Source organism: Sphingomonas sp. GW821-FHT10F09, assembly GCF_058809195.1.
In genome coordinates this window covers 288,792-311,143 of the sequence record NZ_JBXASI010000004.1, presented here as the reverse complement: position 1 = coordinate 311,143, position 22,352 = coordinate 288,792, and the positions used below count along the sequence as shown (strand labels likewise).

The 22,352-nt window shown below is 69.3% G+C and carries 25 protein-coding genes and 1 tRNA gene; 11 read left to right on the top strand and 15 right to left on the bottom strand.

The annotated features are described in order from the left end of the window. Positions 1–145 precede the first annotated feature (145 nt). Together AC1RTO_RS14475 and AC1RTO_RS14470 are read left to right on the top strand one after the other, a co-directional pair. Complete coding sequence (locus AC1RTO_RS14475) at positions 146–757, top strand: class I SAM-dependent methyltransferase (RefSeq protein ID WP_493161498.1); 612 nt, start codon at positions 146–148, stop codon at positions 755–757. Positions 758–846: 89 nt separating this feature from the next. Continuing rightward, positions 847–1,332 carry a MarR family winged helix-turn-helix transcriptional regulator gene (locus AC1RTO_RS14470; RefSeq protein WP_293875864.1) on the top strand — a complete coding sequence of 162 codons (486 nt, stop codon included), beginning with the start codon at positions 847–849 and terminating at the stop codon, positions 1,330–1,332. Positions 1,333–1,485: 153 nt separating this feature from the next. On the opposite strand, the gene AC1RTO_RS14465 is transcribed toward AC1RTO_RS14470, so the two are convergent. Beyond that, the gene (locus tag AC1RTO_RS14465; RefSeq protein WP_493161497.1) at positions 1,486–2,655 is read right to left on the bottom strand and encodes a phospholipase D-like domain-containing protein; all 1,170 of its coding nucleotides are present in this window, start codon (positions 2,653–2,655) and stop codon (positions 1,486–1,488) included. Between the two features lie 134 nt (positions 2,656–2,789). Here AC1RTO_RS14465 and rpoZ point away from each other — a divergent pair, with 134 nt between their 5' ends. Next, on the top strand, positions 2,790–3,134 hold the full coding sequence (rpoZ, locus tag AC1RTO_RS14460; RefSeq protein ID WP_254288973.1) for a DNA-directed RNA polymerase subunit omega: 345 nt from the start codon (positions 2,790–2,792) through the stop codon (positions 3,132–3,134). Between the two features lie 383 nt (positions 3,135–3,517). Here the strand turns inward: rpoZ and AC1RTO_RS14455 are convergent, their stop codons facing one another. Further along, positions 3,518–4,198, bottom strand: coding sequence for an RlmE family RNA methyltransferase (locus AC1RTO_RS14455; protein ID WP_493161496.1), 681 nt, complete (start codon positions 4,196–4,198; stop codon positions 3,518–3,520). A gap of 25 nt (positions 4,199–4,223) precedes the next feature. After that, the gene (locus tag AC1RTO_RS14450; protein WP_493161495.1) at positions 4,224–5,258 is read right to left on the bottom strand and encodes a Ppx/GppA phosphatase family protein; all 1,035 of its coding nucleotides are present in this window, start codon (positions 5,256–5,258) and stop codon (positions 4,224–4,226) included. 172 nt (positions 5,259–5,430) lie between these two features. Between AC1RTO_RS14450 and AC1RTO_RS14445 the strand changes: the two genes are divergently transcribed. The 3 genes from AC1RTO_RS14445 (at position 5,431) to AC1RTO_RS14435 (ending at position 6,926) form a co-directional block, all read left to right on the top strand. Continuing rightward, a tRNA-Gln gene (locus AC1RTO_RS14445) sits at positions 5,431–5,504 on the top strand. Positions 5,505–5,521: 17 nt separating this feature from the next. Then, positions 5,522–6,361 carry a DUF429 domain-containing protein gene (locus AC1RTO_RS14440; RefSeq protein ID WP_493161494.1) on the top strand — a complete coding sequence of 280 codons (840 nt, stop codon included), beginning with the start codon at positions 5,522–5,524 and terminating at the stop codon, positions 6,359–6,361. A gap of 7 nt (positions 6,362–6,368) precedes the next feature. After that, complete coding sequence (locus tag AC1RTO_RS14435; protein WP_493161493.1) at positions 6,369–6,926, top strand: isochorismatase family protein; 558 nt, start codon at positions 6,369–6,371, stop codon at positions 6,924–6,926. Here AC1RTO_RS14435 and AC1RTO_RS14430 read toward each other — a convergent pair. Then, positions 6,923–7,534, bottom strand: a complete 612-nt coding sequence (locus AC1RTO_RS14430; protein ID WP_493161492.1) for a TlpA family protein disulfide reductase — start codon at positions 7,532–7,534, stop codon at positions 6,923–6,925. The genes AC1RTO_RS14435 and AC1RTO_RS14430 overlap by 4 nt on opposite strands. Positions 7,535–7,550: 16 nt before the next feature. Between AC1RTO_RS14430 and argH the strand changes: the two genes are divergently transcribed. Genes argH through AC1RTO_RS14405 form a run of 5 tightly spaced genes read left to right on the top strand, consistent with a single transcriptional unit; the run spans position 7,551 to position 12,141 of the window. After that, positions 7,551–8,918, top strand: a complete 1,368-nt coding sequence (argH, locus tag AC1RTO_RS14425) for an argininosuccinate lyase (protein ID WP_493161612.1) — start codon at positions 7,551–7,553, stop codon at positions 8,916–8,918. After that, positions 8,915–9,148 (top strand): hypothetical protein, encoded by a 234-nt coding sequence (locus AC1RTO_RS14420; RefSeq protein ID WP_293875886.1) that lies wholly within the window; start codon positions 8,915–8,917, stop codon positions 9,146–9,148. Before argH ends, AC1RTO_RS14420 begins: the two co-directional genes overlap by 4 nt. 22 nt (positions 9,149–9,170) lie before the next feature. Continuing rightward, on the top strand, positions 9,171–10,433 hold the full coding sequence (gene lysA / locus AC1RTO_RS14415) for a diaminopimelate decarboxylase (protein WP_493161491.1): 1,263 nt from the start codon (positions 9,171–9,173) through the stop codon (positions 10,431–10,433). Continuing rightward, entirely contained in the window at positions 10,430–11,191 is a 762-nt protein-coding gene (locus tag AC1RTO_RS14410; RefSeq protein WP_493161611.1) for a precorrin-2 dehydrogenase/sirohydrochlorin ferrochelatase family protein, read from the top strand. The genes lysA and AC1RTO_RS14410 overlap by 4 nt, the downstream gene beginning before the upstream one ends. Further along, a complete protein-coding gene (locus tag AC1RTO_RS14405) occupies positions 11,188–12,141 on the top strand; it encodes a zinc transporter ZntB (protein ID WP_493161490.1) in 954 nt (317 codons plus the stop codon). Before AC1RTO_RS14410 ends, AC1RTO_RS14405 begins: the two co-directional genes overlap by 4 nt. A 28-nt stretch (positions 12,142–12,169) precedes the next feature. On the opposite strand, the gene fliS is transcribed toward AC1RTO_RS14405, so the two are convergent. The 11 genes from fliS to AC1RTO_RS14350 all read right to left on the bottom strand — a co-directional run bounded on the left by fliS (position 12,170) and on the right by AC1RTO_RS14350 (position 22,318). Beyond that, positions 12,170–12,568 (bottom strand): flagellar export chaperone FliS, encoded by a 399-nt coding sequence (gene fliS, locus AC1RTO_RS14400; RefSeq protein ID WP_493161489.1) that lies wholly within the window; start codon positions 12,566–12,568, stop codon positions 12,170–12,172. Beyond that, entirely contained in the window at positions 12,568–14,064 is a 1,497-nt protein-coding gene (gene fliD, locus AC1RTO_RS14395; protein ID WP_493161488.1) for a flagellar filament capping protein FliD, read from the bottom strand. Before fliD ends, fliS begins: the two co-directional genes overlap by 1 nt. Positions 14,065–14,113: 49 nt before the next feature. Further along, a complete protein-coding gene (flhB, locus tag AC1RTO_RS14390; protein ID WP_493161487.1) occupies positions 14,114–15,253 on the bottom strand; it encodes a flagellar type III secretion system protein FlhB in 1,140 nt (379 codons plus the stop codon). Further along, positions 15,253–16,023, bottom strand: a complete 771-nt coding sequence (fliR, locus tag AC1RTO_RS14385) for a flagellar biosynthetic protein FliR (RefSeq protein WP_493161486.1) — start codon at positions 16,021–16,023, stop codon at positions 15,253–15,255. Before fliR ends, flhB begins: the two co-directional genes overlap by 1 nt. 217 nt (positions 16,024–16,240) lie before the next feature. Further along, a complete protein-coding gene (gene fliQ / locus AC1RTO_RS14380; protein ID WP_293875893.1) occupies positions 16,241–16,510 on the bottom strand; it encodes a flagellar biosynthesis protein FliQ in 270 nt (89 codons plus the stop codon). Between the two features lie 10 nt (positions 16,511–16,520). Then, positions 16,521–17,420, bottom strand: a complete 900-nt coding sequence (gene fliP, locus AC1RTO_RS14375) for a flagellar type III secretion system pore protein FliP (RefSeq protein WP_493161485.1) — start codon at positions 17,418–17,420, stop codon at positions 16,521–16,523. Further along, the gene (locus tag AC1RTO_RS14370) at positions 17,417–17,674 is read right to left on the bottom strand and encodes a flagellar biosynthetic protein FliO (protein ID WP_163957265.1); all 258 of its coding nucleotides are present in this window, start codon (positions 17,672–17,674) and stop codon (positions 17,417–17,419) included. The genes fliP and AC1RTO_RS14370 overlap by 4 nt, the downstream gene beginning before the upstream one ends. Positions 17,675–17,682: 8 nt before the next feature. Next, positions 17,683–17,982 carry a flagellar motor switch protein FliN gene (gene fliN / locus AC1RTO_RS14365; RefSeq protein WP_293875895.1) on the bottom strand — a complete coding sequence of 100 codons (300 nt, stop codon included), beginning with the start codon at positions 17,980–17,982 and terminating at the stop codon, positions 17,683–17,685. After that, on the bottom strand, positions 17,979–18,917 hold the full coding sequence (locus AC1RTO_RS14360) for a flagellar motor switch protein FliM (RefSeq protein WP_493161484.1): 939 nt from the start codon (positions 18,915–18,917) through the stop codon (positions 17,979–17,981). The genes fliN and AC1RTO_RS14360 overlap by 4 nt, the downstream gene beginning before the upstream one ends. A 4-nt stretch (positions 18,918–18,921) precedes the next feature. After that, positions 18,922–19,542: a flagellar basal body-associated FliL family protein gene (locus AC1RTO_RS14355; RefSeq protein WP_493161483.1), complete on the bottom strand. Its 621-nt coding sequence runs from the start codon at positions 19,540–19,542 to the stop codon at positions 18,922–18,924. A gap of 22 nt (positions 19,543–19,564) precedes the next feature. Continuing rightward, the gene (locus AC1RTO_RS14350) at positions 19,565–22,318 is read right to left on the bottom strand and encodes a flagellar hook-length control protein FliK (protein WP_493161482.1); all 2,754 of its coding nucleotides are present in this window, start codon (positions 22,316–22,318) and stop codon (positions 19,565–19,567) included. Positions 22,319–22,352 lie beyond the last annotated feature (34 nt).

The window sequence follows — 22,352 nt, the reverse complement described above, 5'->3', positions numbered from 1 at the left end:
TGCCGACAGGGCAAGCGCGGCCGGCGTGCGGCGAACCGCGGCGCTTTACGCAACCGCACGTCTTGAAACGCGTTCGGGAAACGTGGCACGGGTGTGTCACCCGCGTGTCCACGCGGGACGATCACGCGACAACGACAGGATTCCGATGCCCAGTCCGACCACCGCCGCCCGGCGCAATACCCGTCCTGCCGGCGTGCCAAGTCCGGTCGCGATGTTCTTCCAGGGCTTCCTGAAGCATCCGGTGATGGTCGGTTCGATCATCCCGTCGTCGGACAAGCTGATCCGCAAGATGCTTGCCCCGGTCGATTGGGGCGCGTGCAAGCTGTTCGTCGAATACGGCCCCGGCGTCGGCACCTTCTGTCGCCCGATCCTCGAACGGATGGCGCCCGATGCGATGCTGATCGCGATCGACACCAATGCCGATTTCATTCGCTACCTCGATCACACGATCACCGATTCCCGCTTCGTCGCGGTCGAAGGGTCGGCGGCGGACGTCGAGCGGATCGTGCGCGAACACGGTCACGACCATGCCGACTACGTCCTGTCCGGCCTGCCCTTCTCGACCCTGCCCGATGGCGTCGGCCCGGCGATCGCCGCGGCGACGCACCGCGTGATCCGCGTCGGCGGCGCGTTCCTCGTCTATCAATTCTCGCCCAAGGTGAAACACTTCCTCACCCCCCATTTCGACACGATCGATCACGACATGGAATGGTGGAACGTGCCGCCCGCCCAATTGTACTGGGCGTGGAAGGATTGATCGCAGCCGTTTCGTTCTGCGACATTATCGATCACCGTCCAAGCAAACAGCGCTTTTCATTTAACGGGCGTTAAGGTAGCGGGTCCGTTATGGACGGACAAAAGCTATCCTCGGCCCTGTTCCTGCATGATTCCGCGATCCGGCGGGGCATGGAGCTGATGATCTTCGCCCAGTCCCGTTTCGTCCGCAGCGCCGACGAGAAGTTGGCGGAGATGGGATTGGGTCGCGCGCATCATCGCGCGATGTACTTCATCAGTCGCAAGCCCGATATCACCGTCGGGGAATTGCTGACGTTACTTGGTGTTACCAAGCAATCGCTGGGCCGGGTGATGAAGGATCTGGTCGACCGCAATCTTGTCCAGATGCGTCATGGCGACCTCGATCGCCGGCATCGTCTGCTTCGGCTGAGCGAAACCGGCAGTGCTCTGGAAAAGGCGCTGTACGAAGAACAGCGGGAAAAGATGGCGCAGGCCTATTCGCATGCCGGGCAGGATGCGGTCGCCGGTTACTGGACCGTGCTCGAAGCGCTGATCCCGGAAGCGGCACGCGTTCACGTCGACGCGCTGGGCCGCTAGGCCGATCGCCATTCAGCCCTGACGACCTGCAAACGGCGGTTTTGCGCGCTTCCGGTACTCACGTACCGATAGTAGGCTGCGCTCCGGGTCACGCAAAACCACCGTTTTCGGCACGTCATCTTCTGAATGTCGATCGGCCCCAGGCCGCTCCCTTCATTCGTCGATCCCGAAATTGAGCCCGCGCGACACGCCGGGATCAACCACCGCGATCATCAGATAGGCGAAGAACTGCCGCACGCGCTGCACCACGCCGGTATGCGCCTTGTACCACGCCTTGGTGATCGGCTGCGACCGCGCGATCTCTCCCTCGATATAGCCGCGGACATGGTCGGCGAAGGCGCGATCCTCGATCCGCAGCATCAGCTCCAGGTTGATGAACAGGCTGCGCATGTCGAAATTCGCCGATCCGACATGCACGGCGTCGTCGATCACGTACAATTTGGTGTGCAGCTTGGTCGGCTGATATTCGAACAGCTGCACGCCCTTGCGCAGCAACCCGGCATAGGTGAAGCGCGCGGCGGCGATCGTCGCATTGTTGTCGGACTTGGACGCGGTGACGACGCGCACCTTCGCCTTGCGCCGCCCCGCCTTGTCGAGCCGGCGCAGGATCGTCGGCGACGGCGTGAAATAGGCGGCGATGATGTCGATACGCTTGCCGCGGCGCAGGTCGTCGCGCACCGCCCGCGCCCAAGGCGACAGCCGCCGCGTCGGGCCGCCGATCAGCCAGCGCGTCAGCCCCTTGGTCTCGCTCCATTGCGACAGCGCGCGGTTGAGCGGGCGGACCTTGCCCTTGGGGCTCTTCAGCCAGTCGTGCAGCGCGTCGAAATAGCCCGCGAGCCGTCCGGCCGCCGGCCCCTCGACCAGCAGGCCGAGATCGCGCCACGCCTCCTGCGCGGGGGTACCGAAATAATCGTCCTCGACGTTGAAGCCGCCGATGATGATCCGCTGCCGTTCGGTATCGGCATCCGCCAGCGCCAGCTTCTGATGGTTGCGCAGCAGGTAGCGGCGGCCGAGCCGCGGCGCGAACCGGCAGACCGAGACGCCCGCGTCGCGCAACGGCGCGTAGAAGGCCTCGTCGGTCTCACTGCCGAATCCGTCGACGACCAAGGCGGTGGCAACGCCGCGCCCCGCCGCCGCGATCAGCGCCGCATTGACCCGCCGCCCCGTCTCGTCGTCGGCATAGATGTAATAGAGGATGCGCAGGTCGACGCGCGCGTGTGCGATGAGTTCGAGCAGCGCATCCAGCCGCCGCGGGCCGGTATCCAGCAGGGTCAGGCGGTTGCCGTCCACCGTGAACGTGGGTTGGGGGGCGGGCGCGTCCATCGGGCCATGCTGTGGCCGCTGGGGCGTGGCGGCACAAGGTGCCGGGGTACGCAGGGCCGATTTTCTTGACTCCGCCGCCGCCTTTGCCTAGGTCCCCGCCTTCACTGCATCGGTATTTGCGAAGGAAAGCGTCCATGGCGCGCGTTACCGTCGAGGATTGCGTCGACAAGATTCCCAACCGTTTCGATCTGGTCCTGTTCGCCGCCCAGCGCGCGCGTCAGATCTCTGGCGGTGCGGAACTGCTGCTCGATCGCGACCGCGACAAGAACCCGGTCGTTGCGCTGCGCGAGATCGCCGACGAGCTGGTCCGCCCCGACAACCTCGAAGAGGCGGTGGTGAACAGCCTGCAGCGCGTCCAGATCGACGACGAGGACGAGGTCGACGCGGTCGGTTCGCTGTCGGCATCGGCCGAGGCCCTGCGCCTGACCGCCGCCGCGCCGCCGCGCAACCAGAATCTCGGGGCCGATTACGACGGGTGACCGGTCCGCGGATTGGCGAAGCTGATCCGAATCTCGGGCCGGTCTACGGCCAGCGGGCGTGAGGCCCGACTGACGACGCGGCTTTGCCGCGTCGTTTGCGTTTGCGGGATCGGTCGGCGGAGCAGCGGGCCCGATCCGCGGCCAGCGGGCTGACGGCGCGGTATCGCCCCGTCGGCGGTAGTTAGGCGATAGGTATCCCCGAATGCGTCATCCCCGCGCAGGCGGGGATCCAGACGCGCCGGCCTCGACCTTCCGGAATCGGCGTCAGTGCTTCCGGATTCCCGCCTGCGCGGGGACGACGGAGGGGGCCAGGCGCGCCGCGGCGAAGCCGCGTCGTCAGTCGGACATTCGGTCCGCTGGCCGGGGCAGGTCCGCGACGCGGATCAGCCCTGCTGCTCCGCTGACCTGCCCTTAAACCCCTGCGCCACCACGAACCATTCGACCGAACCCTTGCGGCTCGATGGCGGCTTGGCGTGCTTCACCGTCTTGAAGTTGCGCTTCATCTCCGCGATCAGCTGCGAATCGGCACCGCCGGCGAAGACCTTGGCGACGAACGATCCGCCCTTGTCGAGCACGTCGACCGCGAACGCCAGCGCGGTCTCGACCAGCGCCATTGTCCGCAGCGCGTCGGTCTGCGGGTGGCCGACGGTGTTCGCCGCCATGTCCGACAGCACCAGATCGGGTGCGCCACCCAGCGCCTCCATCAGCCGGTCGGGCGCGGCATCGTCCATGAAGTCCATCTGGAAGATGGTGACCCCGTCGATCGGATCGACCGGCAACAGGTCGATGCCGACCACGGTCGCCTTGGGCGCCTGTCGCCGGATCACCTGACTCCAGCCGCCTGGCGCGATGCCGAGGTCGACGACGCGCCGCGATCCGCGGATGATGCCGAACCGTTCGTCGAGCTCGATCAGCTTGTACGCGGCACGGCTGCGATAGCCCTCCGCCTTGGCCCGTTTGACATAGGGGTCGTTGAGCTGGCGTTCGAGCCAGCGCGTCGATTGCGCGGTGCGCCCGCGCGCCGTCTTCACCCGCGTTCGCAGGCCACCACCGTCGCGACTCATACTCTGTTCCTTGTAACGGTCGGGGTCACGGTCGCGGACTGCCCATCAGGCGTCGCAATATGCCCTCGCGGATGCCGCGGTCGGCGATACCGAGCCGCTCGGCGGGCCACAAATCGAGGATCGTTTCGAGGATCGCGCAGCCGGCGACGACCAGATCGGCCCGTTCGGAGCCGATGCAGGCGAGCTGCGCGCGTTCGCGTACCGACTTGCGCGACAGGTCTTCGCTGATCCGCCGCATCGCCGCGGACGGCACGATCAGCCCGTCGACCTGCGCGCGGTCGTAATGGCTGAGGCCGAGATGCACGCTGCCGAGCGTCGTCACCGTACCGCTGGTGCCGAGCAGCCGCGGCCGCATGACCTTCTTCGGCAGGCGGGCGGCGAAACCGGCGAAACTGTCCGCGACGATCCCGCGCATCCGCTCATAGGCTGCCAGCCGGGCGGCCTCGCCCCCCAGCACGTTATCGCCGCCGCCGGCATGTTCGGTCAGCGACACCACGCCCCAGGGCGCCGAATGCCAGTCCAGCACCCGCGGCATCGCGCCGCGCGTCGTGTCGATCAGCACCAGTTCGGTCGATCCGCCGCCGATGTCGAAGACCAGCGCGGGGTCGTCGCCCGGCTCGATCAGCGCATGGCAGCCGAGCACCGCCAGCCGCGCCTCCTCCTCGGCCGAGATGATGTCGAGGTGGATGCCGGTTTCGGCCAGCGCGCGCGCGATGAATTCGGGGCCATTGGCGGCGCGGCGGCATGCCTCGGTCGCCACCGAGCGCGCCAGCGTGACGTTGCGGCGCTTCAACTTGTCCGAGCAGACGCGCAACGCCGCGATCGTGCGCTCGATCGCGGCATCGCTCAGCCGGCCGGTGGCGGCGAGCCCCTCGCCCAGCCGCACGATCCGCGAAAAGGCGTCGATGACCGCAAAGCCGTCGCCCTGCGGCCGGGCGATCAGCAGCCGGCAATTGTTGGTGCCGAGATCGAGCGCCGCGAACGCCTGCGCATCGGACCAGCGGCCGCGCTGCGGCCGGCCTGGCGCCGGACGGGCAGGGACATCCTGCCGGTACGGCATTCGGGCGGAACCGTCCCCCATAGCCGTGGTAACTCTCTATTCTGTCTGCCTCACGGGACGATACCCGATCGGTGCTTGCCCCCTAGGTAGCGCGGGTGGAGGCGTGCGACAAGCGGAGGCGCGTTTGCCGTGTTGACAGGCCAGCCGGCGCCCCCTAAACGCGCCTCCTCGTTGCCCGATCCTCTAATGGTAAGAGAGCGGACTCTGACTCCGTCAATCAAGGTTCGAGTCCTTGTCGGGCATCCACTTACCAGCCGCTCGCTATGAGCATCCCCCATCGTCGGTGTCCCCAGGTCGTGCTCGGCATCGATGCCGCGTGGACGACAGGCAAGCCTAGCGGCGTCGCCCTGGTCGTGCAGCAGGCCGGCCGCTGGTGCCTGCGTGCAGTGGCGCCGTCCTACCCACATTTCCTCGCGCTGGCACGGGGCGAGCGGCTCGATGCGGTGCCGACCGGCGCGCCGCCGGACGTCGCCGCATTGCTCGACGCGTCGCAGCGGCTGGCGGGCGCGCCGGTCGGGCTGGTCGCGATCGACATGCCGCTGTCGCTGGACCCGATCACCGGGCGACGGGTATCGGACAACGCCATCGCACGCGCATTCGGCGCGCGGCATTGCTCGACTCATTCGCCGAGCGTCGCACGACCGGGACCACTCAGCGACGATCTTCGCGCAGGCTTCGCCGCGGCGGGCTATCCGCTGCAAACCAGTAACGCGCGCGGTGGCGGGCTGATCGAGGTCTATCCGCATCCCGCGCTGGTCGTGCTGGCGAAGGCGGCACGGCGCCTGCCGTACAAGGCGGGCAACAGCGCCCGATACTGGCCGGGCGAATCGATCGCGGTGCGGCGGTCGCTGCTCGCCGACCAATGGCAGCGGATCGCGGCGCTGCTGGCGACGCGGCTCGACGGCGTGGCGGATCAGTTGCCCACGCTGGCCGAACCGGCGACCGGTGTCGCGCGCAAGGCGCACGAGGATATGCTGGACGCGATCGTCTGCGCCTGGGTCGGCGTCACCGCGCTGACCGGGCACGCGGACGCCTATGGCGACGACCGTTCGGCGATCTGGGTGCCGCGGGGCGACGGAACGGAGCCGCCGGCGACCGGTTGAGCGCGGCATGACCCCGCTCGATCCCCGCTCCACCGCCCTCATCCTCATCGACCTGCAACGCGGTATCGTCGCCGGCGACAAGGGACCGCACGGCGCCGAGGCGGTGGTCGCGGCGGGCAAGACGCTCGCGGCGCGGTTCCGGGCGGCGGGCGCGCCGGTGATGCTGGTCCATGTCGGCTTCACTCCCGCGACGATGCCGAGCCGTAACGTCGACCAGCCGCGCCTGCCGGCGGACGGCACGCCGCCGACGTTCAGCGAACTGGTCGATGGCCTGCAGGCGGACGGCGACACCGTCGTGCTCAAGCGGCATTGGGGCGCCTTCACCGGCACCGACCTCGACCTGCAATTGCGCCGCCGCGGCGTGACGACCGTGGTGATCGCCGGGATCGCGACGAACTTCGGCGTCGAATCGACCGCGCGGACCGCGTGGGAATTGTCCTATGACGTCGTGATCGTTGAGGATGCCTGCACCTCGCGCTCGGCAGCGCTGCACGATTTCGCGATTCAGCAGATCCTGCCGCAGATCGCCCGGGTGGTGACGGTGGCGGACGTCGAGCTGGGTTAGGCCGCCTCGGCGATCAGTTTCGCCGCGGCGGCACCGTTCCAGTCATTGCCGCCGTTCCAGCGCCACACCTCCTTGCCCGCCGCATCGAACAGGATCGTCGTCGGCAGGTTCGCGTTCCAGCCGAGCGACAGCGCCATCCTGTTGTCGAGATAGGGCGTCAGCGACGGCGCGCCATGCTCCTTGAGGAAACCCGGCACCTTGGCGGCGGCACCGGTATCCTGGCTGATCGCCGCAACCCGCACGCGACCGCCCTTCGCCAGCGCCTCCAGCGTCGGCAGTTCGGCGACGCAGGGGCCGCACCAGGTCGCCCACAGGTTCACCAGCACCGGCTTGCCGCGGAAGGCGGCGAGCGTGGTCGGCTTGCCGGCGGCGTCCTTGAACGCGGTCGTCGGTGCCGCCTCGCCCTTGTGGCTGCGATCGACGCCGACCATGGCGGTGGAGGACGAGCCGCTCGCCTCGTCGGGCGATGCCGTCGCGGCATCGGCCTGCGCGACGTTCGCCTGCACGACGTTGGCTTGCTCGGGGGCGGCGCTTTGCCTATCGCAGCCGGCGGCGGTGAGCGCCAGGAGACAGACGATCGCGACGCGCGAGGACAGGCCTGAGGACATGAGCGGTTCCAATTCGATGTGGGGCGGCAGGTTTGCCGAAGGCCCGGCGGCGGTGATGCGTGAGATTAACGCCTCGATTCCGTTCGACAAGCGCATGTGGCGGCAGGATATTGCCGGATCGAAGGCGCATGTCGCGATGCTGGCGCAGCAGGGCATCGTCTCGCCCGCGGATGCTGCCGCGATCGACGCCGGGCTCGATGCCGTCGCCGCCGATTATGCCGCGAACGGCGTCGCCGAGGATCTCGCCCTCGAAGACATCCACATGCAGACCGAGGCGAAGCTGGCGCAGGCGATCGGCCCGGTCGCCGGCCGGCTACACACCGCGCGTAGCCGCAACGATCAGGTCGCGACCGATTTCCGCCTCTGGGTGCGCGATGCCATCGACGAGGTGCTCGCCGCGCTCGCCGGGCTGACCGACGCGCTGCTGACCCGCGCCGAGCAGCATGCCGATGCGGTGATGCCGGGCTTCACCCATCTGCAATCGGCACAGCCGGTGACCCTCGGCCATCACCTGATGGCCTATGTCGAGATGATCGCACGCGACATCTCGCGCTTCCGCGATGCGCGCAGCCGGATGAACCTGTGCCCGCTCGGATCGGCGGCGCTGGCGGGGACCAGCTTCCCGCTCGATCGCACCATGACCGCGCAGGCGCTCGGCTTCGACGGGCCGACGCGCAACAGCCTCGATGCGGTGAGCGACCGCGACTTCGCGATCGATTACCTGACCTGCGCGACGCAGACGTCGCTCCACCTGTCGCGCCTGGCGGAGGAATTCGTGCTGTGGGCGTCGCAGCCGTTCGGCTTCGTTGCCCTGTCGGACCAATGGTCGACCGGCAGCTCGATCATGCCGCAGAAGCGCAACCCCGACGCCGCCGAGCTGGTTCGCGGCCATGCCGGGCGGATCATGGGCTGCCAGACCGCGCTGATGGTGACGATGAAGGGCCTGCCGCTCGCCTATTCGAAGGACATGCAGGACGACAAGCCGCCGGTGTTCGAGGCGCACGACCTGCTCAGCCTGTCGATCGCGGCGATGACCGGCATGATCGCGAGCGCGACGTTCCGCACCGACCGGATGCGCGGCCTTGCCGAAAGCGGGTTCGCCACCGCGACCGATTTCGCCGACTGGCTGGTGCGCGAGGCGGGGCTGCCGTTCCGCGAGGCGCATCACGTGACCGGCCGCGCGGTGAAACGTGCCGAGGAACTGGGCGTGCGGCTCGACCAGCTGGCCTATGCGGAATTCCAGGCGATCGATCCGCGGGTGAACGAGAGCCTGTACGACGTGCTGTCGGTCGACGCCTCGGTTGCCAGCCGCACCAGCTTCGGCGGCACCGCGCCCGCCAATGTGCGCGCCGCGATCGCCGCCGCACGGGAGAGCCTGCGATGAAACGCCTGATCCCCCTGCTCGCGCTGGCGCTCGCCGGCTGCGGCGCCGCCAAGGAACTGCAGCCGGCCGAGGGCGCATCGCTGCCGCCCGCGCCTTATGGCGCCAAGGCGACGCCCACCCCCGAGCAATTGCTCACCCCGACCACGCAGCAGCGTCCGCAGCGCAGCGACGAGCTTCTCAAGAGCTCCGAACAGCGCCGCAGCGACGAATTCGACCTGCCGCCCAATTGATGCCCAGTCAGAATCAGGCCCGATGAACCATTTCGATTACCGCGACGGCGTGCTCCATTGCGAGGATGTGCCGCTCACCCGCATCGCCGCAGAGGTGGGAACGCCGGTCTATGTCTATTCGACCGCGACCTTTCGCCGCCATGCGCAGGTGTTCCGCGACGGGCTGAAGGACGTCGGCCGCGTCCACCTCGCCTATGCGATCAAGGCCAATCCCAACGTCGCGGTGCTGCGCGTGCTCGCCGACGAGGGCTATGGCGCCGACGTCGTCTCGGGCGGAGAGATGGCGCGTGCGCTGGCGGCGGGCATCCCGGCGGCGGACATCGTCTTTTCGGGCGTCGGCAAGACCCGCGGCGAGCTCGCGCGCGGGATCGACGAGGGCATCGGCCAATTCAATCTTGAGCTGGAGGAAGAGGGCGTCGTCCTCGCGCAGATCGCGCATGCCAAGGGCAAGGTCGCGCCCGCCACGCTGCGCGTGAATCCCGACGTCGACGCCGGCACGCATGCCAAGATTTCGACCGGGCGCGCCGAGAACAAGTTCGGCGTGCCGATCGACCAGGCGCCGGGCATGTTCGACCGGTTGGCACCGCTCGACGGGCTGGATCTGCGTGGCGTCGCCTGCCACATCGGCAGCCAGCTCGCCGATCTGTCGCGGCTGGAGGAGGCGTATCGCCGCATCGGGCAACTGGTCGCGGAGCTGCGCGCGCGCGGTCACACGATCAGCCGCGTCGATCTGGGTGGCGGCCTCGGCGTGCCCTATCGTCAGGGCGACGTGCTGCCGAGCCCGGCGGACTATGGCGCGATGGTCGCACGCGCGACCGCAGGCTGGGACGTCGAGCTGATGTTCGAACCCGGCCGCGTCATCGCCGGCAATGCGGGCGTGCTGCTGACCGAGGTGATCTGGGTCAAGCCCGGCGTCACCAACCCCTATGTCATCGTCGATGCGGCGATGAACGACCTCGCGCGGCCCGCGCTCTACGATGCGTGGCACGATTTCGACGCGGTGACGCAGACCAGCGAGCGGATGACCGCCAATATCGCCGGCCCGGTGTGCGAGAGCGGCGACACCTTCGCGATGGGGCGCGAGATCGACGCGGTGAAGAGCGGCGACCTTGCCGTGTTCCGCACCGCGGGCGCCTATGGCGCGACGATGGCCTCGACCTACAACAGCCGCGCGCTGGTGCCGGAGGTGCTGGTCGACGGCGACCGGTTCGCGGTGGTCGCCGACCGCATCGTACCCGAGACGATCCTCGCCGCCGAGCGCGTGCCGGAGTGGCTGAACCGGTGACGCTGCACAGCCTGCCGCTGTTCGTGCGGCTGGCGGGCCGCCCGGTGATCCTGCTTGGCGAGGGCGAACCCGCCGACGCCAAGCGGCGGCTGCTCGAACGTGCCGGTGCGACGATCGTCGGCGAGGACGACGAGGCCACGCTGGCGATCGTCGCGATCGACGACGAGGGCGAGGCACTGGCGGCGGTGGCACGGCTGAAGGCGCGCGGGATCCTGGTCAATGCGGTCGACCGGCCCGACCATTGCGACTTCACCACGCCGGCGATCATCGATCGCGCGCCCGTCCTGCTCGCGATCGGCACCGGTGGCGTCTCGGCGGGACTGGCGGCAGCGCTGCGCCAGCGGCTCGAGGCCTTGCTGCCCGCCAGCCTCGGCACGCTCGCCGAACGGTTGCAGGCGGCACGACCGGCGTTGCGGCGGCGCTATCCCGACGGCGGTGCGCGGCGGCGGGCATTGGGCGCGGCGCTGGCGGCAGGGGGACCGCTCGATCCCCTCGGCGATGGCGCGGACGTCGGCGGTTGGCTGGCAAGCGATCAACGGCGCGAGGCGGGGCATGTCCGCATCCGGCTGACCTCCGCCGATCCCGACGACCTCACCTTGCGGCAGGCGCGCAGCCTCGCCAACGCCGATCGCGTGCTGCACCATCCCGGCGTCCCTGCCGCCATCCTCGACCGCGCCCGCGCCGATGCGATGCGCCAGCCGTGGCACGAAGGGCTGGCGCCGCAGGACGGGCTGACCGTCGAACTGGATATGGCATGAGCGGTTTCGGCTACCGGGTGGTCGGCGGCAAGGCGATGCGCGTCGCGGTGAAGGAGGCGCTGGCCTGCACCGCCGATTTCGTCTGGGTGCATCTCAACACCAACGAGGAACAGGCGCAGGAATGGCTGCGCAACGCCGCGAAGCTCGACGATTATGTCGTCGACGCGCTCACCGCGACCGAGACGCGGCCGCGCTGCGAGGCGTTCGAGGCGGGCGCGCTGCTCAACCTGCGCGGCCGCTCGTCGGAGGAGATGTCGTCCGGCGATCCGCTCGCCTCGGTGCGGATCTGGGCGATCAAGGGCCGCGTCTATTCGGTGACGCGGCGGCCGCTGATCGGCATCGCCGAGGTCGAGAAACAGATGGCGAAGGGCGAGATCGTCGATCCCGGCGATTTCATCGCCGCGGTGTCGACCGCGATCACCAGCGACCTCGATCCGCACGTCGCCGACCTTGGCGACGAACTGGACGATTGCGAGGAGCGGCTCGACGCCAACCGCGTCTTCGACCTGCGTCGGTCGGTCACCAGGGTGCGCGTCGCCGCGATCGGCTATCGCCGCTTCCTCGCGCCGCAACGCGCGGCGCTGGAAAAGCTCGCGACCTTGCCCGGCGCGTGGCTGGCGGAGGACGATCGCCGCCACCTCGCCGCCGCCGCCGACCGGGCGGCGCGCATGGCCGAGGAGCTCGAATCGATCCGCGAGCGTGCCTCGCTGATGCACGAGGCGCTGACCGACCTGCGCAGCGAACAGATCGACAGCCGCTCGCTGGCGATCTCGATCGCGGCGATGGTGTTCCTGCCGCTGACCTTCATCACCGGCCTGTACGGGATGAACGTCGCCGATCTGCCCTATGCGCAGGAGCCATGGGCGTTCGATGCGATCATGGGGTTGTGCATCGCCATCGCAGTGCTGGTCGTCGGCTATTTCGCCCGGCGGCACTGGTTCCAGAAATAGCGCCCCGCCCCGGTTCGGGGCGGACGGGTCAGGCCGCGCGGGCGGTGCGCCATGCCTCGGCGATCTCGCTGAGGCTGCTCGCCGCGGCGCGGAACGGACGCGGATCGGTGCCGATCGATGCTTCGACGATCGTCCGGCGGATGCCGCCGTACAGCCGCGCGAGCGTCTGCGACACCTCGCCGCCGCGTTCGAAATCAAGGCCCGATTCGAGCGCGAAAAGGATCGCGGTCGCGCGCGTGACGCGTTCGCTCTTGGTGCGCAGCTGGTTGTTCTCGACCGCCCAGGCGGCGGCGCGCAACGCCGACACCAGTTCCTCGTAGAGCAGCTGGACGAGGCCCGGACCCTGCGCCTCGGCGGTGCGGCCGACGACGTCGATCTGGCGGTACGTGGCGTAGGGATCGCCGGAAAGGAGCGTTGCGTAGGCCATCAGCTGTTCTTGTTCCACGCCTTGATCTGGTTATCGAGGAAGGTCTGCGTCGCCTTGTAGGCGGTGACCTTGCTGTTCATGCTCGAATATTGCTGCGTCATCCGCGTCGTCATCGCCACGGAATCGTTGGTGATCTTCTCCTGTTCTGCGGCCAGGTCGGTCTGCGCCTTGCTGTAGCGGGTCACCGACGCGCCCAGCCCGGTGCTGCTGCTGGAGGCGGAGATCGAAATGCCGGTGATCGTGCTGCTCAGCCCCAGCGCGTTGCCGGCGGTGGTCGCGAACATCGCCTCCACCTCGTCGGGATAGGCCGCCATCGCCCGGTTCAGCGCGGCGGTATCGACCGCCAGCGTGCCGTCGCGATTGGTCGAGATGCCGATCTGCGCCAGCGTCGTCGGCGCGCCGGCGCTGCCGCCCGACGTCAGCGTCCGGGTGGTCAGGCCCGACAGCGAGCGCAGCAGCGCCTTGGCCGCCGGGTCCGTCTTCAGGTCGCCGGTCACCGGGTCGGTCTGCGCCTTGGCGGAGGCATAGACCTGGTTGAAGGTATCGACGAAATCACCCATCGCCTGCGACAGGGCGGTCGTCGGTCGCGTGCTGGTCAGCGACACCGGGGTGGTCGTCACCGCGCCGAGCTGCAACCGCACGCCGGGGACGAGGTCGGTGATCGTGTTGCTGCTGCGCTGGACGCTGACGCCATCGACGGTCAGCTGCGCATTGGCGGCGGTGCCGGTCAGCGTGCCGGTGCCGATACCGACGTTGAACTGTTCGAGCGCGCTGCCCGGCGTATCGGCCTTGAGCGTGAACGCCTGCGTCGACCCGCTCGTCCCCTTCAGCGACAGCACGGCCTTGCCGTCCTGATCGGTGATGACGCTGGCGGTGACGCCGGACTTGGCCGCGTTGATCGCGCTGGCGATGCCGTCGAGGCTGCCGTCGGTGACCTCGATCGATACCGCGGCGGCGCTGCCCGCGGTGAAACCGGTCATCGCGGTGCCGGCGGCGTTGTAGGTGCCGGTGCCGAGCGTCAGCGTCAGCGTGCCGGTGGCGATCGGATCGGTCCGGTTCGCCACCGCGGCGAAGCGGGCGCCCTGCGCCGACGCGAGCGCGTCGATCGTGATCGTCGAGGCGAGATTGCCGACCTTCGCGCCGCTGATCGCAGTGACCGACAGGGCGCTCGCGTTCGAGCTGACCGGCTGGGTCTGCACCGTGCCGCCGCCGGCCAGGCTGGCCAGCGCGGTCGAAAACTGGCTGATCGTGTTCTTGAGCGTCGTGGTCGCCGAGATCTGCGCGGTGAGCTTGGTATTGCGGGCGGTGATCGCGGCATTCTTGGCGGCGAACTGCGCCTGCACCAGCTTGTTGACCAGCGTGTCGGTGTCGATCCCCGACCCGGCATTGAGCGAGGTGAGGATGCTCTGCGCGGTGCTCTTGGTGACGCCCGCGGTCGAGGTCGCGGCCGTGGGGGTCGGCGTCGGGGTGCTCGTCGTTGCTGTGGTAGTGGCCATCACTCGAACTCCGCGCTTCATCACTGTTAACGACCGCAACCGGGCGGCTTTAAGGGGATTTCCGCTCGATCCTGATGCCGTGTTCGTCGAACCGCGCGCTCTCCGGAACCTCGATCGGCGGCTGGCCGGTGCCGCCCGCGGCGGCGTTGAGGTTGAAGACGAAGGCGAGCACGGTGGCGATCGCCACGTACAGGTCGTCGCGCACCTCCTGCCCCTCGCGGCTGGTATAATAGACCGCGCGGGCGAGCATCGGATATTCGAGGATCGGCACCCGCGCCTCGCCCGCCACCTCGCGGATCGCCAGCGCCGTCGCGCCGCGGCCCTTGGCGACCACCACCGGCACCTGATCCTTGCCGCGATCGTAGCGCAGCGCCACCGCGAAATGCGTCGGGTTGGTCAGCACGACATGCGCCTCCGCCACTGCCTTGCGCACCCCGCCGGTCGCCATCGCCCGCTGCATCGCACGCTGGTGGCCCTTGGCCTCGGGCGAACCCTCGGTCTCCTTATGCTCGTCGCGCACCTCCTGCTTGGTCATGCGCAGCTTGGACAGCAGCTGGACGATCTGGATCGGCACGTCGAACAACGCGATCGCGAACAGCCCGCCCGCCATCGCGATCATGATCCCGGTAAAGGTGCCGCCCAGCGCCGCCACCGCATCGCCGAGGCTGGACGAGGACAGGCCGAGGGTGGTGCGGCTCGATTTCCACAGCATATAGCCGCCGATCACGCCGAGCAGGATCACCTTGAGCAGCGACTTGCCGAGCTCGATCCACCCCTGCGGGCCGATGATGCGCTTCAGGCCGGACGCGGGATTGATCCGGTTCCCCTTGAACGCGATCAACTTGTTGTTCCAGGTCAGCGATCCGAGCCCGGCCGAGCTGACGATCGTCGCGACGACGCTGACCGCGAACAGCGTGATGAGCGAGGGCAACAGCTTGGTGCCGGCCTCCTGCAACGGCCGCCACGGCGAGAAATCCTCGACGTCGCCGCGGTCGAACTGGAAGCTGGCGGCCATCACCGCCTTGCACGCCGCGATCAGCGACGGGCCGGCGAAGATCAGCCACGCCACCCCCGCCATCACCACCAGCGCCGTCGCAAGATCCTTGGACTTGAGGATATTGCCGTCTTCGGCGGCCTTTTCCTTGCGCTTGGGTGTCGGGGCTTCTGTCTTGTCGCCACCTTCCGACATCAGCGGCCCACCAGGCTTTGCGTGGCCGACAGGCCTTCGCGGACGATGACGAGCATGTAATCGCCCATCGCCGGAAAGGCGACGGCGAGCGCGATCACCCCGACCGCGAGGCTGGCGGGCAGGCCGACCGAGAACAGGTTGAGCGCGGGCGCGGCGCGACTGACCATGCCGACGATCAGGTTGAGGCAGAGCAGCAGGAAGCCGACCGGCAGCGCCAGCAGCAACCCGGCGAGAAAGGCATAGCCGCCGAAGAAGGCGATCTGCTTCAGCCGGTCGGGCGCGATCCAGGTGCCGGGCGGCATCGTCTCATAGCTCTTCACCAGCAGTTCGACGAGGATCAGGTGGCCGTCGACTGACAGGAACAGCAGCGTCAGCATGATCGTGAAGAACTGACCGAGCGCCGGCGACGACCGGCCGTTCTGCGGATCGATCGACGAGGCGAAGCCGATCCCCATCGACCCGCCGATGATCTCCGACGCGATCATCGGCGCAGCGAAGGCGATCTGGAGGATGAAGCCGATCGCCGCGCCGACCAGCGCCTCGGCGAAGATCGCGAGAAAGGTCGCGACCGCGAAGATCTGCGCGGGCGGCACGATCGGGTGGACGGCGAGCACGAAGATGCCGATCGCGCCGGACAGGCCGATGCGCACCGGCAACGGGATCGATACCGCGCCGAACACCGGCGCGACGATGAACGCCGCCCCGATCCGCACCATGACGAAGATCAGCGCCCACAGCCTGGGTTCGATGGCGAGGCCGAAGCCTAGCATGGCGCAGCCTGCGAGAGCGCGCGCGCCGCGCGCCACGCAGGCAAGCCCGGCCGACGGGTCGGCAGCGCCGAACCCGATCGACGCGGCTTTGCCGCGGCGGGACCTTGCGTGCTCCTGCGCGGGCGCCGCGGCAAAGCCGCGTCGTCGAACCTCGGCAGTGCCGAGGCCGGCCGGGCTTGCGCCGGTCGCGCGGACGTAGCCGCGCTGGCGCGACGCCTCACTTCACCAGATCCGGAATGCGCTCGAACATACCGACCGTGAAATCCGTCAGCAACCCGAGGATCAGGCTGCCGAAGACCATGATCGAAAACGCCACGACCAGCAGCTTCGGCACGAAGCTCAGCGTCTGCTCGTTGATCGACGTCGCCGCCTGGATCATCCCGAGGATCAGGCCGGCGAGCAGCGCGGGGATCAGGATCGGCGCGCTGGCCAGCGCCAGCACCCACATCGTCTGGTTGGCGACGGTGAGGAAATAGTCTGCATCCATGACGCTATCCTCAGGTCGCGAACGAATTGGCGAGGCTGCCCATGGTCAGCGCCCAACCGTCGACCAGCACGAACAGGAGCAGCTTGAACGGCAGCGAGATGATCGTCGGCGACAGCATCGCCATGCCGAGACTCATCAGCACCGTCGCGACGACGAGGTCGATGACGATGAACGGCAGGAACATCAGGAACCCGATCTGGAACGCGGTCTTGAGCTCCGACGTCACGAAGGCGGGGAGCAATACTGCGAACGGAATGTCGTTGGACGAGGCATAGGGGCCCGACTTCGCCATCTCGGCGAACATCGTCACGTCCTTGATCCGCGTCTGCTTGACCATGAAGGCGTGGAGCGGCGCACCGGCGCGCTCGATCATCTGCGTGCCGGCGAGCTGGCCGGCGGCATAGGGCTGGATCGCCTGACTGTTCATCTGGCTGATCGTCGGCGCCATGATGAACAGCGACAGGAACAGCGCGAGGCCGATCAGCACCTGGTTCGGCGGGGTCTGTTGCAAACCCAGCGCCTGGCGCAGCACCGCGAGCACGATGACGATCCGGGTGAAGCTGGTCATCATCAGCAGGATGCCCGGCAGGATCGTCAGCAGGCCCATGATGATGAGCACCTGCAGCGACAGCGACAGCGGCGCCGATTGCGCGCCGCCGCCCGATGCCGCGCCCGCGCTCAGCTGGCCGAGCGCGCGATCCACCGCATCGCCGACGCCCGGTGCGGGCGCCGCCGCCGGTGCCGCCGCGGGTGCGACCTGCGCGAAGGCGGGCATCGCGACCAGCAGCGCGAGCGCGATGGCGAGGATCGCCCACACCCATTTGTAGCCGCGCGTCGACACGGCGGGCGCACGGCGCGCGGGCTTGAACAGGGCGGGGCCGTGGCCGCGCCGCGTGATCGTCGGTGTCACTGGTCCACCTTGTCGATCAGGTTGACGCCGCCACGCCCGACCGAGACGAGCAGCCGCTTGCCTTCGAAGTCGAGCACCGCGAGGCGCAGGCCGGGCGAGATCATCATGGTTTCCTTGACCGCGATCAGGCGGTTGGTCGGCTTGCCGCCGGGCATCCGCGTCTCCAGCTTCCGCCAGGCATAGAGGCAGCCGATCATCAGGCCGCAGACCAGCGGCAGCAGGATGACGAGCTTGAGGATATAGGACCAGAGCATATCGCGCCTCAGTTCCGGCCGGCGGACTTGTCGGGGGTGACCAGCTCGGTCATGCGCACGCCGAAGCGATCGCCGACCGTCACCACCTCGCCGCGGCCGATCAGCGTGCCGTTGACGAACACGTCGAGCAGCTCGTTCGCCTGGCGATCCAGCTCGATGACGCTCGATTCGCCGAGCGCGAGCAGTTCGCGCAGCGTCAGCGAGGTCGAGCCGATCTCGACCGTCAGCTTGACGTCGACATCCTGCAGCAGCCGGAAATTGGCGGCCACTCCGGCATCTAGCGGGAAGCCGCCGGTCATGTCGTTCATGCGTCAGGTCCTTCGTCGTCGAATCGGGCAAGGGAGGTAAGGCGGACGGCGGCATGGCCGTTGGAGGTGCCGACGGTACCGCGGCCGAGGCAGTCGTTGCCGACCATCACCGGCACCTGCGCGTCGAAGCTGATCGGGATCACGTCGCCCGCCTTCAGGTTCATCAGCAGCGCCAGCGGCACCACCGGTTCGGCGAGCACCGAGCGGATCGGGAAGCGGACGTTCATCGCGGCGCGGGTCAGCGACGTGCGCCAGGCGGGGTCCGCCTCCTGCTTGTCGAGCACCTTGCCGGTCAGCGTCGGCGCATGCGGCTTGAGCGCGGTGACCGGATAGATCAGGTCGACGAACACCGGGGCGTCGTCGCCGGCGGCGATACCGAAGCGGGTGACGATCATCGCATCGTCGGTATCGGCCGCCAGCATCGCCGCGTTCGATTCGACATGCGTCGGGGTGAAGTCGATTCGCGCCAGCGGCTCCCAGGCGGTGCGCAGCGGGCCGGCGAGCGTCTGGCCGATCTTGGTCACCATCGCATCCGCCGCGGGCGAGAATTCGGTCGGCATCAGCAGCGGCGTCGCGCCGTTGCCACCGAAGAACAGGTCGAGCAGCCGCAGCACGAAGACGCCGTCGAGGACGCACAATGCGCTGGCGCCCTGCGGCGACATCGTCATCGGCAGCCAGGCGGTCAGCAGGTCGCCCTTCTCCGAGCGATAGTCACCGAAGCGCTGGACGACGAGCGGTTCGGCCCAGGCGCGCACCTCGCGCCGCAGCAACGGCTCGAACACACCGCGCAGCGACCGCGCGAGGCGCGCGGACAGATGCTGCAGCGTGTGCAGGTCGCCGAACGGATTGAGCTTGGTCGCACCGAGCCCCACCGCATGCGCGGCGGGCTGGCGATCCCGCGTCCGTCGATCAGAGGTTGCCTCGGCGTTAACCATGACCTCACTGAACAACGAAATTGGTAAAGTAGACGTTACTAATGCCGCCGAATCCCTCTTTTTGCTCGAGAACGGCGTTGATTGCCTTCGTCAGCCGCTGCTGCATCTGCAATTTGCCGGCGGAGGTGAACACCTGCTCCTCGGGCGTATCGCCCAGCGCCAGCAGCACCGCCGAACGGACGGCGATGTCGTTGGTCTTCATGTTTTCGATGACCGTGTCGTCATAGGGCGTCGACACCGCGATGCCGACCTGGACGACATGGACCGAATCCTGGAGGTTCGAGGTGAACTGCGGGTCCATCGTGTAGTAATTGGAGGCGAATTTATCGCCGTCCCCGCCCGATGGCACGTGCTTGCCGCCGCTGCCGGCCGATTCGCCGCCACCATGGCCGCCCTCGCCCTCGCCGCCCGCGGCCGCGCGCTTCTGTTCGGACTTCGGCACCAGCTTGGGGCCGTGGTCCTCGGGTGCCGCGGCGTGGCCGCCGCCGATCAGGCCGCTGCTCGCCGCATAGACGCCGGCACCGACGCCGCCGCCGACCAGCACCAGCAGCGCCACCACCATGATGATGATCTTCATCTTGCCGCCCTTCTTCTTGGGGCCGGCGTCTTCGGGTTTGTCGCTCATCGTCGTGGATCCTCAGTTGACATCAGGCGATACGGCCGTTGGCCGCCGCATCTTTATCGGGGGTGGAAGCGCGGGCAGCCGCGGCCGGCTGGCGGCCGGTGGCGGCCTGCTGCTGCGGCTGCTGGCGCGGCTGCTGCTGGCCCGCCTGCGCCTGCGCCTGGGCGGAGGGCTGCTGCTGGCCGTTGCCCGCGGGCGACTGGCCGGTGGACGGCTGGCCCGACTGGCCGCTGCCCGACTGGCCGGCATTCGCCTGGCCGGCGGCGGGGGCGGGCTCTACGATCGTCTGGCCGATCTTCAGCCCGCGCTCCTGCGCGATCTCGGCGAGGCGCGGCTGCGCGTCCTCGATCATCGTGCGGGTGACCGGATCCTCCGCGGCGAAGCGGACGTGGATCGCATCGCCCACCGTCCGCACCGCGATGGCGATCGCGCCGAGCGCATCGGGGACGAGGCGGATGCGCGTATCGTTGGCGTTGGCGGCATCGCGCAGCGCCTCGATGTGATCGACCATATGCGTCGGCCAGCCGCTCTGGCGCATGTCGAGCGTCGGCGCGCCGGCATCGGCGACCGCCGCCACCTCGCGCACCGGCGCCGCCACCGCCGTGGCGGTGATCGCCGGATCGACCGGCTCGGCACGTACCCGATCCTCGGTGCCCGCGGCGGCATGCATCGCGGCACCGAACACCTGCGCCGCCGGCGCGGTCGTTCCCGCTACCGGCTGCACCGGTGCAGCGGCCTGCGGACGCAGCGCGACGGTCTGGCGGGCGTTGCCCGATACCTCGCGCATGAACGTCGGCCGCGGCTCGACCGGCGACGTCGCGACGTCCGCCACCGCAGGCGCGACCGTCGCCGGCGCATCGACCATGGGCGCGGTCGCGACCGACACCGGCGCCGCGACGGCGATGACGGGCGTCACGATCGGCGTCACGGGCGCCGACGCGGGCGCGACGACGGCCTCGGCCCGAACCGGGGCGGGCGCGGTCGGCACAGCCGGCGTAGCGTTCGGCGCGCTGACCGGCGCGGCACCGGTATCGGCCGCCGCGGCAGATCGCTGCGCGCGCGGGCGTATCGGAGCGACCGGAAGCGGCGGCGCCGTGCGGACAATGGCTTGCGGAGCAGCGGCGCGCGTATCGGAGCGCGGCGGCGCGGCGACCGGTGCAGCGGCAACGTCGGCCCCAACCTGCGACGGACGCGACACCCGGGTCTTCGACGCCTCGCGCGCGATCGGCATCGCTGCGGGCTCGACCATGGCTTGTGGCGCCGTCGATACCGCAGCCGGCTGCGCATCATCGGCAACCCTTGTCGGCACAGCAGGCGGCCAAGCGATGGCCGCCGCGGCAGAATCGGACCGGACCGGCGTGCGCTCACGGGCCCTGCCCGCGGTGTCCGGCTGAGCAGACACTGAAGCGTCCTGCGCACCCCGCATCTCGGGATCGGCGCGCGGCGTGGCACCTTCGGCCGGAACGGCCGTGGCGAGCGATGGCGGCAAGGCGTCGACCGACACGCCCTCGGGCACCACCGTCGCCACCGGAGCCCGCGACGCCGCGATCCCGACCACCGGCGCCGCGTCGACAGCATCCGGCGCCGCGCGGACTGGCGCGGCGGGCGCTACGGGGCGATCGATCGGCAGTGCGACGGGATGTGGAACGAGCGCAAGGATCGCCGCTCCGGGATCGGGCTGGACGAGCGGCACGACCTCTGCCGCATCCCGCACATCGTCCTCGTCCGATTCCACCGCCGGCGAATCAGCCTGCAGCGGCTCCACGACCGACCGGCCGGCCGGCTGCGGAGCGAGTGCGTCTCCCGCGACCTTGCGCGGGGCGGTCGCTTTGCCGGCAGCCACGTCGCGCATCATCGGCGCAGGAACGTCCCGGTCGGCATCGGCCACAACGGGCGCGCGCGACGGCGCAACCTCGTCCACGACCGGCACGGGCAAGGCCGCATCATCGACCATCGGCCGGACAGGGTCCGCCGGAACCTCCGGACGCACGGCAGGCCTGCCCGGAACCTCCGGCGCATCGGCCATCGGCGGCGCCGGCACGTCCCCCGAAGTGGTCGGCGCCATCGACAGGTCCCGCACAGGCGCCGGATCCGGCCGCGTTTCGACCGATGCCTCCGCGATCACCGGCGCCGTCGAAGGCACCGGCTCGCCGCCGATCGCCGGTGTCACCCGTCCATCGACCTCCGCCGCGCCGGACGGGTCCGCAACGGCGGACGGCACCACCGGCCGGGACGGATCGCGGACGATCGCGACATCCTGTGCAACACCGTCCTCCGCCACCATCGGCGCAGCCACGCGCGAAGGAACCGGCACCGGCGTCACCGGCTCTGCGGCAACGACCGCATCCGGCTGCACCCCGTCCGCCGACGGCACCGGCGTGGGTCGCACTGCCGCTGCGGCGACAGGCGCGGCCGTCGCCACCGCCAATGCCGCCACCGCCGTCCCGCGCCGCAGGACGGGCGCGGACACGAGCGGCGCAGGAACCGTCACGACCTTCGCCAGGGCGGGCGGCACCTCCAGCGGTGTGGGAATCGGGATATCGACCGCCGACAGCCAGGCGAGCGCCGGATCGATCGCCGGCGCGGCGACGGTCGGCAGCGCGATGCCGGGGGCGGCAAGGGGTTGCCGGGCCAGCGCGTCGCCGGCCTCGGCCATGGCGCCCTCCCCCGCCCCGACCGCCAGCATCGACAGCGCGAACAGGTCGCCAGCGGCCGGCGATCCGCCCTTGGCCGGCTGGCCGGGGACGGTCGGGGCGATGGCAGAGGCGGCGGTTATCATGGGGCGGGTCTCGTCAGGAACGAAGGTGTCCCGC

Coding starts and splice junctions, on each gene's coding strand:
- AC1RTO_RS14420 (WP_293875886.1), top strand. CDS start 8,915: ATGAAACGCCTGATCCCCCTGCTCGCGCTGGCGCTCGCCGGCTGCGGC.
- AC1RTO_RS14405 (WP_493161490.1), top strand. CDS start 11,188: ATGAGCGGTTTCGGCTACCGGGTGGTCGGCGGCAAGGCGATGCGCGTC.
- AC1RTO_RS14465 (WP_493161497.1), bottom strand. CDS start 2,655: ATGGACGCGCCCGCCCCCCAACCCACGTTCACGGTGGACGGCAACCGC.
- AC1RTO_RS14430 (WP_493161492.1), bottom strand. CDS start 7,534: ATGTCCTCAGGCCTGTCCTCGCGCGTCGCGATCGTCTGTCTCCTGGCG.
- AC1RTO_RS14435 (WP_493161493.1), top strand. CDS start 6,369: ATGACCCCGCTCGATCCCCGCTCCACCGCCCTCATCCTCATCGACCTG.
- fliD (WP_493161488.1), bottom strand. CDS start 14,064: ATGGCCACTACCACAGCAACGACGAGCACCCCGACGCCGACCCCCACG.
- AC1RTO_RS14440 (WP_493161494.1), top strand. CDS start 5,522: ATGAGCATCCCCCATCGTCGGTGTCCCCAGGTCGTGCTCGGCATCGAT.
- argH (WP_493161612.1), top strand. CDS start 7,551: ATGTGGGGCGGCAGGTTTGCCGAAGGCCCGGCGGCGGTGATGCGTGAG.
- rpoZ (WP_254288973.1), top strand. CDS start 2,790: ATGGCGCGCGTTACCGTCGAGGATTGCGTCGACAAGATTCCCAACCGT.
- AC1RTO_RS14370 (WP_163957265.1), bottom strand. CDS start 17,674: ATGCTCTGGTCCTATATCCTCAAGCTCGTCATCCTGCTGCCGCTGGTC.
- AC1RTO_RS14470 (WP_293875864.1), top strand. CDS start 847: ATGGACGGACAAAAGCTATCCTCGGCCCTGTTCCTGCATGATTCCGCG.
- fliN (WP_293875895.1), bottom strand. CDS start 17,982: ATGAACGACATGACCGGCGGCTTCCCGCTAGATGCCGGAGTGGCCGCC.
- AC1RTO_RS14360 (WP_493161484.1), bottom strand. CDS start 18,917: ATGGTTAACGCCGAGGCAACCTCTGATCGACGGACGCGGGATCGCCAG.
- lysA (WP_493161491.1), top strand. CDS start 9,171: ATGAACCATTTCGATTACCGCGACGGCGTGCTCCATTGCGAGGATGTG.
- AC1RTO_RS14455 (WP_493161496.1), bottom strand. CDS start 4,198: ATGAGTCGCGACGGTGGTGGCCTGCGAACGCGGGTGAAGACGGCGCGC.
- AC1RTO_RS14350 (WP_493161482.1), bottom strand. CDS start 22,318: ATGATAACCGCCGCCTCTGCCATCGCCCCGACCGTCCCCGGCCAGCCG.
- AC1RTO_RS14450 (WP_493161495.1), bottom strand. CDS start 5,258: ATGCCGTACCGGCAGGATGTCCCTGCCCGTCCGGCGCCAGGCCGGCCG.
- fliQ (WP_293875893.1), bottom strand. CDS start 16,510: ATGGATGCAGACTATTTCCTCACCGTCGCCAACCAGACGATGTGGGTG.
- fliR (WP_493161486.1), bottom strand. CDS start 16,023: ATGCTAGGCTTCGGCCTCGCCATCGAACCCAGGCTGTGGGCGCTGATC.
- AC1RTO_RS14475 (WP_493161498.1), top strand. CDS start 146: ATGCCCAGTCCGACCACCGCCGCCCGGCGCAATACCCGTCCTGCCGGC.
- fliS (WP_493161489.1), bottom strand. CDS start 12,568: ATGGCCTACGCAACGCTCCTTTCCGGCGATCCCTACGCCACGTACCGC.
- AC1RTO_RS14355 (WP_493161483.1), bottom strand. CDS start 19,542: ATGAGCGACAAACCCGAAGACGCCGGCCCCAAGAAGAAGGGCGGCAAG.
- flhB (WP_493161487.1), bottom strand. CDS start 15,253: ATGTCGGAAGGTGGCGACAAGACAGAAGCCCCGACACCCAAGCGCAAG.